Origin of the sequence: Gemmatimonas sp. (genome assembly GCF_044376735.1) — a bacterium.
Taxonomy (GTDB): Bacteria; Gemmatimonadota; Gemmatimonadetes; order Gemmatimonadales; family Gemmatimonadaceae; genus Gemmatimonas.
In genome coordinates this window covers 1-14,044 of record NZ_JBILKJ010000071.1, presented here as the reverse complement: position 1 = coordinate 14,044, position 14,044 = coordinate 1, and the positions used below count along the sequence as shown (strand labels likewise).

Here is a 14,044-nt window from a genome sequence, read left to right as displayed (position 1 = left end):
CCGTGCTGGCCGCCATGCTGGCGTGCGTGCCGAGTCCATGCAGCACCAGCACCGTGCCCCGGGAGCTTGCCACATACAGCTCCCCGGCGAGTTCGATGCTGTCGGCCGTGGTGAAGGAGATGGTGGCGGTCTGTCGGCGCCCGGTCCATCGATCGGTTCGCTGCGGCTCCGGCGGCCATTCGGCCATCGGCGGCTGACCCACCAAGAGCATCCCCGTCATGAGGGCGACCACGCTCGTGGCGAGTACCGCGACGGCCGCCCCGATGCGATTCACGTCGGCGTCACGCCAAGATTGTCAAAAATGAAGGCGTACTCGTCGGCCATTTCCGCGATCTGCTTGGTGAGTGACGAACTGCCGTGCCCCGACTGCGTTTCGATGCGAATGAGCACCGGGTTGGGGCCGCGATGCGCCTCCTGCAGTCGCGCCGCGAACTTGAACGAGTGCGCCGGCACCACGCGATCGTCGTGATCGGCGGTCATGATGAGCGTGGCGGGATACGCCGTGCCGTCCTTCAGGTTGTGCAGCGGCGAATACGCCGACAGGTACCGGAAGCCCTCGGCGTCGTCGCTCGACCCGTAGTCCGCGATCCAGTTCCAGCCGATCGTGAACTTGTGAAAGCGCAGCATGTCCATCACGCCGACCGCCGGCAACGCGACCTTGGCGAGGGTGGGGCGCTGCGTCATGATGGCGCCGACCAACAGCCCGCCGTTGGAGCCACCGGCAATCGCCAGCTTCGCGCTGCAGGTGTATCGATGCTCGAACAGCCACTCGGCCACTGCGACGAAATCGTCGAAGACATTCTGCTTCTGCTCCTTCATGCCGGCGCGGTGCCACGCTTCCCCGTACTCGTTGCCACCGCGCAGGTTGGCCTGCACGTACACGCCGCCCTGCTCGAGAAAGGCTACGCGCATCGCGCTGAAGTTCGGCGGCAGCGACACGTTGAAGCCGCCATACGCGTACAGCATCGTGGGATTGGCCCCGTCGAGCACGAGTCCTTTCTTCGCCACGATGAACGCCGGTACCTTGGTGCCATCCTTGCTCGTCACGAACACCTGCGTCGTGTCGAACCGGGTGGGGTCGAACGACAGCGTGACCGTGCGAAGCGGCGCGCTGACCCCCGAGGCGATGTCATACCGATACACCGTGATGGGCGCGGTGAACGACGTGAAACTGTAGTACACCGCCGTCGCGTCGTGCTCGCCCTCGAAGCCGCCGGCCGTACCGATCCCGGGCAGCACGATCTCCCGCTCGAGCGTGCCGTCGAGCGCATGCACGTAGGCACGCGTGGTCACGTCCCTGAGATAGGTGGCGAACAGGCGCCCGCCGCCCATGGACATTCCGCTCACCGGCTCGCTCCGCTCGGCGATGATCGTGACCCAGTTCGCCTCGTCGGGCGCGGCGGGGTCGATGCGCACCACCCGCTGGTTCGGCGCGTGCCGATTGGTGAGGACCAGCAGCTGATCGCCCACGTTGTCGAGCACGTCCATCTGGTCGTCGAAGGTCGTCCAGAGCGGAGCGAAGGCCGGCTCAGGGGCCGTGAGGTCCATGACGTGCAGCGCGTTGCCGTCCTTCCCCTGTCCGCGGTCGCTGATCGAGAGCACGGCGTAGCGTTCGTCTTCCGTGGTGCCGACGGTGTGGAAGCGCTGTGGATTGGCACTGTCCCGGTAGATCAGGCGGTCGGCCGACTGCGGGGTGCCGAGTACATGGAAGAACACCTGATGGTCCTCGTTCACCGAGGAATACGCCGCGTCGGTGTTGACGGGCTCAGGATATCGGCTGTAGAAGAACCCGTCGCCGTGCCACGCCAGCCCGGACACCTTCACCCAGTCCACGACGTCGGACAGCGGTTCGCGAGTGGCGACATCGATGACGCGAATCTGCTGCCAGTCGGAGCCGGCCTGGCTCAGCATGTAGGCGATGCGGGTGCCCGCTTTGTTGAACGTCAGCCCGGCCACACGCGTGGTGCCGTCGGGCGACAAGGTGTTGGGGTCGATCAGGACCACGGGCGTGCCCGCCTCGCCGTCCTGGAGGTAGTACACGGCCTGATTCTGTAGCCCGTCGTTCTTCGTGAAGAGGTGCCAGTGCCGCTTGACCACGGGCGCCGAATACCGGGGGTAGTTCACCAGGTCGGTGAGCCTGGCCTTCAGCGCGTCGCGGTAGGGAATCCGATCCAGATACCCGAAGGTGACCCGGTTCTGAGCCTCCACCCACGCCTTGGTCTCGGCCGAGGTGTCGTCTTCCAGCCAGCGGAAGGGGTCGGCGATCAGGGTGCCGTGGTAATCGTCCACCTGATCGACCTTCCGTGTGGCGGGATAGGGCGACGGCGCGGTCCGGCCTTCGGGCTCGAGGTGAGAGGTCACGAGAGAGGTGGCACTAGTGCAATCGGGGGAGTCTGGGAGTGAGCCGAACTCTACCGGCCGTCGGGGCACTAGCGCCAGCGGCAATTCCTCAGGTATCTTCTAAAGCTCTAGTGTTTTACCGGTCCTTTGGGACCGTGTTCTGCCTCCCCGGCCTTTTGCCGGGCGGCGATGCCACGTCGGTTCCGGATCGGGGGACTTCGCTCCCAGTCCGCGTCATGGCCTCTCGCACCGTTGGTGTTGGTGTCGTTCGCTGCACAGGCTTCGGCTTCACGCAGATCGACGTCGTACCGCCGGATTTGCAGCACCTGAACCGGGCGCGGTTTGGCCCCGGAGAGAACTATGCATCCGTTTATCGAAACGCAGAAAGAGTGGATGAAGGCCATTACGCCGTTCCGCCCGGGTGACACCGTGCGTGTGAACGTGCGCGTGAAGGAAGGCGACAAGGAACGCGTGCAGGCGTTCGAAGGCGTGTGCATCGCCCGTCGTGGCGGTGGTGTCAGCGAGACGTTTACCGTGCGCAAGATTTCGAACGGTGTCGGTGTGGAGCGCATTTTTCCGATCCACAGCCCGATGGTGTCCGAGATCGTGGTGGTTCGCCGTGGCGCCGTGCGCCGTGCCAAGCTGTATTATCTCCGCAACGTGACGGGTAAGGCCGCGCGCATCAAGGAGCGCAAGGTCGTGCGCGCTCCTCGCGGCGCGTAACACCCACGCGTTACACGCCCCACCAGGAAGCCGGCCCGCGTGGCTCGGTGGACTCCGATCGAGCGCACCCTGCGTGCGCAATACGGGCCGCTCTTGGTGGGTGTGGATGAAGTCGGACGGGGCCCGCTTGCGGGCCCCGTTGTCGCATGCGCCATCGTCATGCCGCCCGACCGCCGCGCTATCGCCGGCGTCGACGATTCGAAAAAGCTGGATGCCGCCACCCGCGTGGTGCTCGCCGCCCGCATCCGTGAGCAGGCTCTCGTCGTGTCGCTGGGCGCCGCCAGTGCCCGAGAGATCGACCGCATCAACATCTATCACGCCACCGTCCTCGCCATGCGGCGGGCGCTGGCCCGCGTGCCCGGCCGGCTTGGCTGCGAGCCGCACCACGTGCTCGTCGACGGCAAGCCGCTGCGCACGCTCGGCGTGGTGCACACGGCCGTGGTGAAGGGCGACGCCAAGTGCTACGCCATCGCCTGCGCATCGATCGTGGCCAAGGTGACGCGCGATCGGCTCATGCATGCCCTCGCCGCGCGCTACGACGGCTACGCGTGGGAGCGCAACAGCGGCTACGGGACCGCCGCGCATCGCGCCGCGCTCGACGAACGCGGGCTGACGCCGCATCATCGTCGCAGCTTCTGTCTCGATGAACAGGTGGCGCTGCTGCTCGATCCCATGACGCCCAACGACCTCGATGTCTCTTCCCGGTTCCTTCACACGGAGTGCGTGCATGAATGACACGACTGGTGGTTCCGATCTCACGAGCATGGCCTCGATCTTTCGTCCGGGGTTGCTCGATGGCCAGGTGGCGCTCGTCACGGGCGGTGGCACCGGAATCGGCTTGGGTATCTCGCAGTTACTCGCCGAGCTTGGGGCGCATGTGGTCATGGCGAGTCGCAAGCCGGCCAATCTCGAGGCCGCGCGCGCCGACATCGAGTCTCGCGGCGGTAAGGTGACCGCGGTGCCGCTCGATGTGCGCGATCCCGAGCAGGTGAAGGCCGCGGTTGACGGCATCGCGCAGCAGCTGGGGCGCATCGACGTGCTCGTGAACAACGCCGCCGGCAATTTCTACGCGCCCAGTGCAACACTGTCGCCGAATGCGTGGAAGAGCGTGGTGGAAATCGATCTGTACGGGACCTTCTACTGCTCGCAGGCGGTGTATCCGATCATGGCGGCCCAGGGCGGTGGGCGCATCGTGAGCACGTCCATGACGCTCCACTACCGTGGCTGGCCCATGATGGCGCACGCCACGGCGGCCAAGGCCGGTGTAGACGCCCTCACGCGCACGCTCGCCGTGGAGTGGGCGCCGCAGCGCATTCGCGTGAATGCGATCGCGCCGGGACCGATTCCCACCGAGGGCGTACGCAAGGCGTTCACGCCGCCAGCCGATAGCGGCGTGCCCGACGTGTTCGCGGCGGCCGATGCCCGCATGGCCGAGTACGCGAAGAAGGGGATTCCCCTCGGGCGGTGGGGGTCGCCACGCGACATCGCAAACATGGTCGCGTTTCTCGCGTCACCGGCGGGCGACTGGATCACCGGATCGATCTTCGTGATCGACGGCGGTGAGTGGCTGGCGAAAGCGCCGGGTTGAGGCGGTTTGTGACGTCCTCGTGACGAAGGGCCCAGCGAGTTTCGCGCCGAGTACGATAATTTGTCACGGTACGCGTCTGGTTCGTCCGGGCGCACAGGGTACTGCCGATGAAGCCGAACTCAATCGTCGCGTGACCTTCGTCATCGAGACGCCATCGGGCGCCGCCACGGTGGCTGTGCTGCCGGATATGCACTGAATCGATTGACGCGGGTTCTGCTGCTCGACGATGGCCGGTGCTTTTCGCAGCGCCGGCCATCGGTTTTTTCGCTAGGGGGTGTTCGTTGCTGCTGCGTGCCGACGCCGACCTCGGTGTCCTCGACATCACCGAATGGTTCGGTGAAACGAGCGGGGGGATTCGCACCTACCTGCTCGAAAAGGGGAACTACGTGTCTGCGCGCCCCACGTTGCGGCATACGATGGTCGTGCCAGGGGCACAGGACAGCGTCACCGATGCTGGCGGCGTCCGCACCTATCGCCTCAAGGGGCCGTCGATTCCGCGGCAGTTCCCGTACCGGTTCATGCTCGCCCCGCGATCGGTCGGTCGCATCATTCGCGAGGAACGGCCCAGCCTCATCGAGGTCGGCAGTCCGTTCCTGGTGCCGTGGATTGTACAGCACGCTACGCGTGTGCTCGACGTGCCGTTGGTGAGTTTCTACCACACCAACCTGACGCAGAAGCTCACGCCTCGGGGGCTCAGCGCCGGGCGGGTGTCCCGTGCGTTCGTCGACGCGTCCTCGTTCTACCTCCGTCGCCTCGACCGATTATTCGCGATGACGATTGTCGCGTCCGAGTACTCGGCGACGGAGCTGGCGCGGGTCGGCATCGACCGCGTGGCGCACGTGCCGCTGGGCGTCGACCTCGAATGTTTCACCCCCGCCCGGCGCGCGTATGCGAGCGAGACACGCGACCGCTTCGCCCTCCCACACGGACCGCTGGCGGCGTTCGTCGGGCGGTTTGCGGGTGAGAAGGAGCTCGATGTGGTGCTCGATGGCTGGGCCGAGGTCGAGCGGCGCTGCGGTGCGCGATTGGCGCTGGTCGGTGCCGGACCGATCGAGGCGAAGTTGCGCGCCCATCCGTACGGATCGCGTGTGATTTTCGTGCCGTTCGTGCAGAGTCGTGAGGCACTCGCGGATCTGCTGGCGTCGCTCGACGTGTACGTCGCGGCCGGGCCGATCGAGACCTTTGGGCTGTCGGCGATCGAAGCAATGGCGAGTGGCACCCCGGTGCTCACCGTGAGCGAGGGGGCGGTGGTGGAACGGGTGCTCGCGAGTGGCGCTGGGGCGGTGTACGAACGCCAGCAGCCGGCGTCGTTGGCGCATGAGGCGGTGCAGCTCTTTCAGCAGGATCTGGCCGGCCTCGGCGTACGCGGACGAGCGTTCGCCGAAGCGGAGCATAGCTGGAGCACCGTGTTCGACCGCCTATTTGCTGTGTACCGCGCCGTGCTCGGGCGCTGATGGCCTCGTCAGGGTCGACCACGCTGGCGCCGGTGAGCGTCGAGGGGCTTCGGCTGGCGTTGTTCACCGACACGTATGCGCCGCAGGTGAACGGCGTCGCCCGCACCCTGGAGCGACTGGCGGCGGTCATCGAGGCGCGTGGCGGGTCGGTGCGCGTGTTCACGACCCAGGATCCCGAGGCGACCGACGCCACCGGCACGGAACGGTTTCCCAGCCGCCCCTTCTGGGCGTATCCGCAGCTGCGGCTGGCCTGGCCACGGCGCCAACGGGTCCGTGCCGCGCTCGAGGCCTACGCGCCGACGCTCGTGCACTCGGCCACCGAATTCGGTGTCGGACTGGCGGGTCGTCGGGCCGCACGGGATCTGGGAATTCCGTTCGTGTCCTCGTACCACACCAGCTTCGTAGCCTACGCCGACCACTACGGGCTGGGGCTGCTCGCGCGTCCGGGCTGGCACTTCATGCGCTGGTTCCACAACGGCGGATTGCGTACCTACTGCCCAACGCAGGCGATCGTCGACGAAGTGAACGCCCGCGGCTTCGAACGCACGGCGGTGTGGTCCCGCGGCGTCGACGGCGCGCGCTTCTCACCCGTATATCGCTCGGCGTCGCTGCGTGAACAGCTGGGTGCCACGGATGAGACGCTGGTGCTCTCGTACGTCGGGCGGTTGGCGGCGGAGAAGGGGCTCAACGTCGCCCTCGACGCGCTGGCACTGGTGGAGCAGGCGCGTCCCGGCCAGGTACGCTTTCTGGTGGTCGGTGACGGGCCGTTCGAGGGCGAGCTGCGGGCGCGGGCGCTGCCGGGCATGGTGCTGCTGGGGAAGCTGCACGGCGCAGCGTTGAGCGAGGCCTTCGCGAGTGGGGATGTGCTGCTGTTCCCCAGCACGACCGACACCTTCGGCAACGTGATGCTCGAGGCGATGGCCTCGGGAGTGCCGGTGATCGGCGCCGATGTGGGGCCCACCCGCGAGCAGTTGCAGTCGGGTGGCGGGTGGCTGGCCGCCCCCGGCGACCCGGCGGCGTTCGCGAGCGCGATCATCGCGCTCGTCGACGATCGGTCCCGTGTGCGCGAGGCGGCCGCCCGCGCGACCGCCATCGCGGCGGCCAAAACGTGGGATGTGGTGTGGGATACGCTGCTGGCGGACTACCTTCGGTTGCATCGGCCCTCGTTGCGCTGAGCCGTCGCACCGACGTACATAGAGCGTGGTGCCGGGTTCGCCCGGCATATTTCACCTCTCGACGCTCACTATGCGACGCAGGACGACCGAACGGATGCGCGCGACGCTTTGTCGTGTGCTCGCGCTGACTGCCCCCCTCCTTGCGGGCGCCTGTGTCGCGCCGCTCACGCTGGCGCGCGATGACTCGGAGACCGTGCTCTCTCGCCAGCTGCTCACGGCGCCGAACCCGTCGCAGCGGGGGGCCTTTGCGGTGAAGTCGCTGTACTACGGCAGCGGCACCGACAAGCAGCGCGCGGTGTATCGCGACTCGGTCACCCTGAAGACGGCGGCGGTGAACGGAGCCAAGTTCGCGGCAGCGCCCGACCCCGCGCAGGCCAAGATGCGCAAGAAGTACTGGGGTTTCGATTTCACGGCGCTGCCGGTGAACGGGCGCGTGTGGTATCCCGATGCACCGGGGCCGTTTCCGCTGGTACTCGTGGTGCATGGCAATCACGACATGAAGCAGTTCTCTGATCCGGGTTACCGGTACCTCGGCGAGTTACTCGCGTCGCGCGGATACATCGTGGCCTCGGTCGACGAAAACTTTCTGAACGGCAACATCCGCGGCGAGAACGACGCGCGCGGCTGGATGCTGCTGAAACACTTGCAGTCGTGGAAGCGCTTCAACGACTCCACCGGGTCGCCGCTGCAGGGCAAGGTGGACATGCACAACATCGCGCTCATGGGGCACTCGCGCGGTGGCGAGGCGGTCGCGGTGGCCGGGGCGTTCAACCGGCTGGCGTACTATCCCGACGACGCCACGGTGAAGTTCGATTTCAACTTCGACATCAAGTCGCTGGTGGCGATCGCGCCGGTGGATGGGCAGTACCGCCCGGCCGACAAGCCCACCCCGGTGGCCAACTACAACTACTTCCTGATTCACGGGTCGCACGACGGCGACGTCTCCACGTTCAACGGGCTGGCGCAGTACGAGCGTATCCGCTTTACCGATGGCAAGCCGTGGTTCAAGTCGGCGGTGTTCGTGTATCGCGCCAACCACGGCCAGTGGAACACCACGTGGGGCAGCCTCGACGGCGGGCCGCGCAGCGCGCGATCGCTCGATACGCGCGGGCTCATTTCACAGGCCGATCAGCGGAAGTTCGCTGAGGTGTACATCTCGGCGTTTCTCGATGCGACGCTGCGCGGGAAGAGCGAGTATCTGCCGATGTTCCGCGATCATCGCGTGGTCGGTCAGTGGCTACCCAAAACGATGTACACCACGCGCTTCCAGGAGAGTGCGTTCCGCACGGCGGCCGATTTCGAGGAAGATGTCGACGTGACCTCCGGCTCGGTGCCGGGTGTCGCGTTGTCGGGCGACTCCTTGGCGGTGTGGAAAGAGTCGCCGGTCCCGTTCCGTTCGCGCGGGTCGACGCAGGCGCACAACGCGGTAACGATCGGGTGGAACAACCGCGTGGCCGGCGACGACACGACCAAGCGTGGCAAGGCGGCGTCGTTCGCCATGCAGGTGAGCGATTCGCTGCGAAGCGCATGGAACGTGGGCGCATCGTCGTCGCTGGTGTTCTCCTTGTCGCCGACCGACGCCAAGCCCGGTCCGCGCGCGGCGGCGCGCGATACCACGAAGAAGGCAGATTCGCTGTCGAAGGGGGCACCGAAGAAGCCCGCGCCGAAGAAGCCGTCGGCCAAGGACGTGAAGCCCGATACCGTCCCCATCGATCTCTCGATCGAAGCGACCGACGCCGGCGGGCGCACGGCGTCGGTGCCGTTATCCGCCTACGGCGTGGTGCGTCGTCCGCTGGTGTCGTACGTGTACCGTCGCGCCGGCCGCGATAAGCAGCGGTTCGCCAACGTGTACGAGATCGTCTTGCAAACGTATGCGATTCCGCTCGCGGATTTCGTGCGCACGACACCGGGCTTCGACGTGTCTCGCGTCACCCGCGTGCGGTGGCGCTTCGATCGCAGCGTCGCCGGCACCATCATTCTCGACAATATCGGCTTCTCCACCATGCGCGCTGAGTTCTCCGCACCCACCACGGGAGCGGCGCGATGAGCCGCTCGTCCACGATGCTCGCGCGCGGAGCGGTGTTCGCCACCGCGGTGGCTGCGACCGCTGTCACGTCGATCGCCCGCGCGCAGGCGCCGACGTCGGCACGGGACCAGCGCGAGGGCTACGCCCCGCTCGTGCTCAAGCTGCCGGCCACGGCCCGCGTGCTGGCCTTGGGCGGCGCGCGGGTCGCCCTCCGCGATGTGGATGCGGTGTTCGGCAATCCCGCGCTGGTGGGTACCGGCACCGGGTTGGCCTTCGGCGCCGAACGCTACGAGAGCGGGGCCACGGCGGGGCAGTTCGCCAGCAGCTCCACCATCGGACCGCTCGGTATCGGTGTCGGCGCGCAGATGCTCGACGCGGGCCCGCGCTACGGCGCATTCCCTGCGAAGAGCGAGGTGCTCACCAGAGAGGGTGCGGTCGGCACCACGAGTCTGGCGGCAAGCGTGGCCGCCTCGCTGACCTGGAAGCAGATCCGCTGGGGCGTGGCCGCCACGTACGTCGAGGAGCGCGTGGCCGACGATCGCGCGGGCGGCGTCGGGTTCGACATCGGTGCTTCGAAATCGCTGTCGCTCCTGAACAGCACGGTGGGTGTGGCGGTACAGCATCTTGGCCCTCGTCTCGAGGTGGCGGGGCGCCGTGAAGCCTTGCCGACTCAGCTGGCGCTCGGTATCGCGACGGCTCCCAAAGGGCTCGGCAAATGGGTCGACGTGGGCGGGACGGCGGAACTCGATGTGCGGCGGGATGGGGAGGTGTTTCCGCGCGGCGGGGTGGAGCTCAGCTACTCGCCCATCGAGGGTGTGACCTTCACGGGGCGCGCGGGCGCGCGCCGTCCGCAATTGCGCGAGGAGCGACCGGTCACGGCGGGCGGCGGGTTCACGGTGGACCGCTTCACGCTCGACTACGGGTGGGAGACGCTGCGCGAGGGCGCAGGACATCGACTCACGATCCGCTTGCGCTAAGCGATTGGGCGCATCGCTCCCCTGTTCGCACGGGGGCTCGTTTCGCTAAATTGCGAGGCTGGCCTGCTGCACGGCGGGTCGGCGCTCCGGTAGCTCAGTTGGTAGAGCAGTGGCCTTTTAAGCCATAGGTCGTGGGTTCGAGTCCCACCCGGGGCACTCGCCGGTCACCCGGCTATCTTTGAGCATGCGCGTTCGCATCCTCATTTCAGCGGCATTGGGCGTCCTCGCCGCCGGCCTGGTGGCTCCGCGGCAGGCGCGGGGCCAGCTCGGGCTTTCTTCGCGGTCTCCAAGCGCCGATAGCGCTCCGTCGATCGTATCACCGGCATCGCCGCGGGCCGCGCTGCAGTCGTTCCTGCGCCTTGCCGAGGCCAATGACTGGGAGGGCGCCGCCGAGTACCTGTCCATTCCGGCGGCGGAGCGTGATCGCGCCACACAGCTGGCGCGTCGTCTCAAGACCATCCTCGACCAGCGCCTCGCGCTCGACGTGCGCGCGGTCTCTGGGGCCGTCTCCGGCGATACCACCGACGGCGACATCGGGGGCGACCGCATCGGCGTCATCGCCTCGGCCAATGGTCGTGAAGACCCGGTCCGGATGGTGCGGCTCGCCGCGCCGTCGTCGGGCGGACCCGTGCGGTGGGTGTTCTCGCAGGCGACGGTCGGCTTGGTCGATGGGTGGTTCGATAATCTCGGCGCGCCGTGGCTGCGTGAACGGCTGCCGCGAACGCTCATGCGTGAAGGCCCACTCAACGTCTACTACTGGCAGTGGATCGGCCTCGGGCTGGCCATACCGGCGGTGCTGTTGGTGGCACTGGGACTCGGCGCCATGCTGCGTACGCTCCTCGGGCGCATCGCGCGACGCACCCTGACCGATTGGGACGACTTGCTGCTCGAGCATCTGCGCGGACCGTTCCGGCTGTGGGCAGCCTCGCTGGCGATCGAGCCCCTGCTGTCGCTGCTCGATCTGAATGCGCGGGTGGGTGGCTTCTTCACGGCGCTCACGCGCGGCCTCGTGCTGCTTTCCCTCTTCTGGGCGCTGCTGCGCATCATCCGCCTCGCGCAGGATCACGTGGCGAACGCCGCATGGGCCACGGGGCAAGGCACACAGGCACGCACGCTGGTGCCGCTGCTCGGCAACTTCCTGCGCGTCACGCTGGCGGTGATTGCGCTGTTGGTCGCGCTGGCGCAGTTCGGATATCCCGTCGGGACCCTGCTGGCCGGTCTTGGGATCGGTGGTATTGCGGTGGCACTGGCTGCGCAGAAAACCGTCGAGCATCTGTTCGGCAGCGTATCGCTGGCCGCCGACAACGCGTTTCGTGTGGGTGACTGGGTGCGTGCCGGGGCGTCGGAGGGGGCGGTGGAGCGCATCGGCTTGCGCTCCACGAGCATCCGTACCGTCGATCGCACCGTGGTGCGCATTCCCAATGGGCGCCTGGCCGACGAACGCATCGAAACGTTCGGCGAACGCGATCGGATCTTGTTGCGCACCGATATCGACCTGACGTACAACACCACCCCGGAGCAGCTCGAGCGCATCCGCGATGCGCTCGAGGCGGCGCTGCGCGCGCATCCGATGGTCTTTGCCGATATCGTGCGCGTTCACGTGGTGGGCTTCACCGATTCGGCGATCCGCATCAACGTGATCTCGTGGTTTCTCACCACCGACTGGCAGGAGTTCCTGCGCATCCGTCACGACATGCTAATCACGTTCATGCGGATCATCAGTGCGAACGGATCGAGCTTCGCCTTTCCGTCGCGCACCGTGTATCACGTGCAGCAGGACGGCGCCACGAAGGTACCGATCACCGGCGCCAGCGCGCCGGCGACGGATGCATAGCGTTCGGCGCACGACGTGATGCCGGCATGGTTCGGACGGCCGATGCTGCTCGCGCTGGCTCAAGGCGACATGATCCAGGCGCCACCGCCGCTGCTGGCCACGGAGCTGGCCGCCACGCTGCTGCAGGGGGCGATCACCACTGGCCTCGCGGCGCTGTGCGCACACTTGTACGTGCGCTACCGCCGTCCGTGGTTCGGATGGTTCGCGGTCGCGTGGAGCGTGTACGTGGCGCGGTTGCTTTGCATTCTGAGCTTCCTGCTCACGGGCGAGCGCGTGTGGCTGTACTGGCATCAGGTCACCACCGGATGGACGGCGCTCGTACTCCTCTGGTCGGCGATCGTCTTCCTGCGACAACCCAAAGCGCGGCCGGCGTATCTGCTGCTGGCGCTCTTCCCGGCGCTCTGGTCGTACGTCGCGATTTATGAACTCGATCATTTCCTGTGGGCCGCGTTGCCGGCGGTGTTGTTTCTGAGCGGCGCGACGATGTGGACCGGATGGGTGTTCTGGCGTCATCACCGCATCGCGGGGTCCACCGGTGCGCGCTTGCTGGCCATCTCGTTCTTCCTGTGGGGATTGCACCACCTCGACTATCCATTCCTGCGGGCGCAGGGCGCGTGGACGCCGTGGGGGTACTACCTCGACATCTCCTTCGAACTGCTGGTCGGCGTCGGGCTGGTGCTATTGGTGCTCGATGATCTCGGACGCGGTGTGCGCGCGTTGTCCGCGCTCTCCGGAGACTTGCAGCGACGCGATCGGACCACCGATCCCCTCGATGCGTTGCTGTCACGGCCGCTGGCGCTGCCGGGGGTGCGCGGCACGGCGATGTACCTGTTCGATGCGGATGGCGCCGCCGACGCGGCGGCCAGCGCCATGTTGGACGGGGTACTGACGGCAGAGCGTAACGACGCGCCGGTGGCCATTGCTGATGCGGACACGGCCTCGGCGGCGGCCGCGCCATCGGGGACCCGCGGACGATTCGTGCGCGGGGCCGGCGCCTGTGCGTCGTGGGACAACGCACGTCCCGATCAGGCGGTGCTCGATGCCCTCACGCGCATGCGGATCTCGCGACGCCCACAGGTCGTGGCGGCCGAGGGGCGGCAGCCGTTCATCGCGGCGCTGCCGGTGGGCACGGGCACGCGGCTGGTCGGGGCGTTGGTGATGGCGGGCGATGTCCGCAATCCGTTCACGGCGCTCGATGACGATTTCCTGCTGGCGCTGGGTCAGCAGGTCGGGGCCGCGCTTGAACAGTCGGCGCTGGATCGCCAGCTGGCGACGCGCACCATGGCGCTCGAGCAGCTCTCCATTCGCATGGTGCGGCAGCACGAGGACGAACGACGTCGCCTGTCGCGCGAGTTGCATGACGAAACCGCGCAGGTGTTTTCCGCCGTCAAGATGCAGCTCGAGGCGTTGCGCCCGTTGCTGACCGAGGGGGCCTCGCCGCGCCTCGATCGCCTGCTGTCGCTGGTGGATACCGGCATCGCCAGCATCCGGCAGGTCACCAGCGATCTGCGCCCCACGCTGCTCGATGATCTGGGGCTGCGCCCGGCGTTGCATTCGCTGGTCACCGATTTCACTGAGCGCAGCGGCATCCGCGCCACCTTCGATGCGCCACCGGCGTTTCCACCGCTGCACGCCGACGCCGATCTGGCGCTGTTCCGCGCACTGCAAGAGGCGCTGTCGAATGTGGTGCGCCATGCGAAGGCCACTCTGGTCGACGTGCTGGTTACGATCGATGGTCACGATCTCGTGTTGTGCGTGCGCGATGACGGCCAAGGGTTTCCCGTCGGCCGTCATGGTCGCATCGGTGATGCCGAGCATCGTATGGGGCTCACCGGCATGCGTGAACGGATCTTCGCCATCGGCGGCGATGTCGTGATCGCCAACCGGAACAAGGGCGCCGAGGTCCGCATCCGCGCGCCGCGGGTGG

The 14,044-nt window shown here is 67.3% G+C and carries 11 protein-coding genes and 1 tRNA gene; 10 read left to right on the top strand and 2 right to left on the bottom strand.

The features are described from left to right. Both ACIRA7_RS10680 and ACIRA7_RS10675 read right to left on the bottom strand, forming a co-directional pair. A partial coding sequence (locus ACIRA7_RS10680; protein WP_396220828.1) for a hypothetical protein occupies positions 1 to 274 on the bottom strand: 274 nt, incomplete at its 3' end. After that, a complete protein-coding gene (locus tag ACIRA7_RS10675) occupies positions 271 to 2,361 on the bottom strand; it encodes a prolyl oligopeptidase family protein (RefSeq protein WP_396220827.1) in 2,091 nt (696 codons plus the stop codon). The genes ACIRA7_RS10675 and ACIRA7_RS10680, both read right to left, overlap by 4 nt. Before the next feature lie 339 nt (positions 2,362 to 2,700). Between ACIRA7_RS10675 and rplS the strand changes: the two genes are divergently transcribed. The 10 genes from rplS to ACIRA7_RS10625 all read left to right on the top strand — a co-directional run. Then, positions 2,701 to 3,063, top strand: coding sequence for a 50S ribosomal protein L19 (gene rplS, locus ACIRA7_RS10670; protein WP_396220826.1), 363 nt, complete (start codon positions 2,701 to 2,703; stop codon positions 3,061 to 3,063). Between the two features lie 39 nt (positions 3,064 to 3,102). Further along, a complete protein-coding gene (locus ACIRA7_RS10665) occupies positions 3,103 to 3,798 on the top strand; it encodes a ribonuclease HII (RefSeq protein WP_396220825.1) in 696 nt (231 codons plus the stop codon). Continuing rightward, complete coding sequence (locus tag ACIRA7_RS10660) at positions 3,791 to 4,651, top strand: SDR family oxidoreductase (RefSeq protein ID WP_396220824.1); 861 nt, start codon at positions 3,791 to 3,793, stop codon at positions 4,649 to 4,651. Before ACIRA7_RS10665 ends, ACIRA7_RS10660 begins: the two co-directional genes overlap by 8 nt. Positions 4,652 to 4,932: 281 nt before the next feature. Continuing rightward, positions 4,933 to 6,105 carry a glycosyltransferase gene (locus tag ACIRA7_RS10655; protein WP_396220823.1) on the top strand — a complete coding sequence of 391 codons (1,173 nt, stop codon included), beginning with the start codon at positions 4,933 to 4,935 and terminating at the stop codon, positions 6,103 to 6,105. Further along, positions 6,105 to 7,280, top strand: coding sequence for a glycosyltransferase family 4 protein (locus ACIRA7_RS10650; RefSeq protein WP_396220822.1), 1,176 nt, complete (start codon positions 6,105 to 6,107; stop codon positions 7,278 to 7,280). Before ACIRA7_RS10655 ends, ACIRA7_RS10650 begins: the two co-directional genes overlap by 1 nt. 115 nt (positions 7,281 to 7,395) lie before the next feature. Next, a complete protein-coding gene (locus ACIRA7_RS10645) occupies positions 7,396 to 9,327 on the top strand; it encodes an alpha/beta hydrolase family protein (protein ID WP_396220821.1) in 1,932 nt (643 codons plus the stop codon). Next, complete coding sequence (locus ACIRA7_RS10640) at positions 9,324 to 10,283, top strand: hypothetical protein (RefSeq protein ID WP_396220820.1); 960 nt, start codon at positions 9,324 to 9,326, stop codon at positions 10,281 to 10,283. Before ACIRA7_RS10645 ends, ACIRA7_RS10640 begins: the two co-directional genes overlap by 4 nt. An 83-nt stretch (positions 10,284 to 10,366) precedes the next feature. Next, a tRNA-Lys gene (locus ACIRA7_RS10635) sits at positions 10,367 to 10,439 on the top strand. 28 nt (positions 10,440 to 10,467) lie between these two features. Further along, positions 10,468 to 12,117 (top strand): mechanosensitive ion channel family protein, encoded by a 1,650-nt coding sequence (locus ACIRA7_RS10630; RefSeq protein WP_396220819.1) that lies wholly within the window; start codon positions 10,468 to 10,470, stop codon positions 12,115 to 12,117. A 42-nt stretch (positions 12,118 to 12,159) separates the two neighbouring features. Further along, on the top strand, positions 12,160 to 14,044 hold a 1,885-nt coding region (locus ACIRA7_RS10625; protein ID WP_396220818.1), incomplete at its 3' end, for a sensor histidine kinase.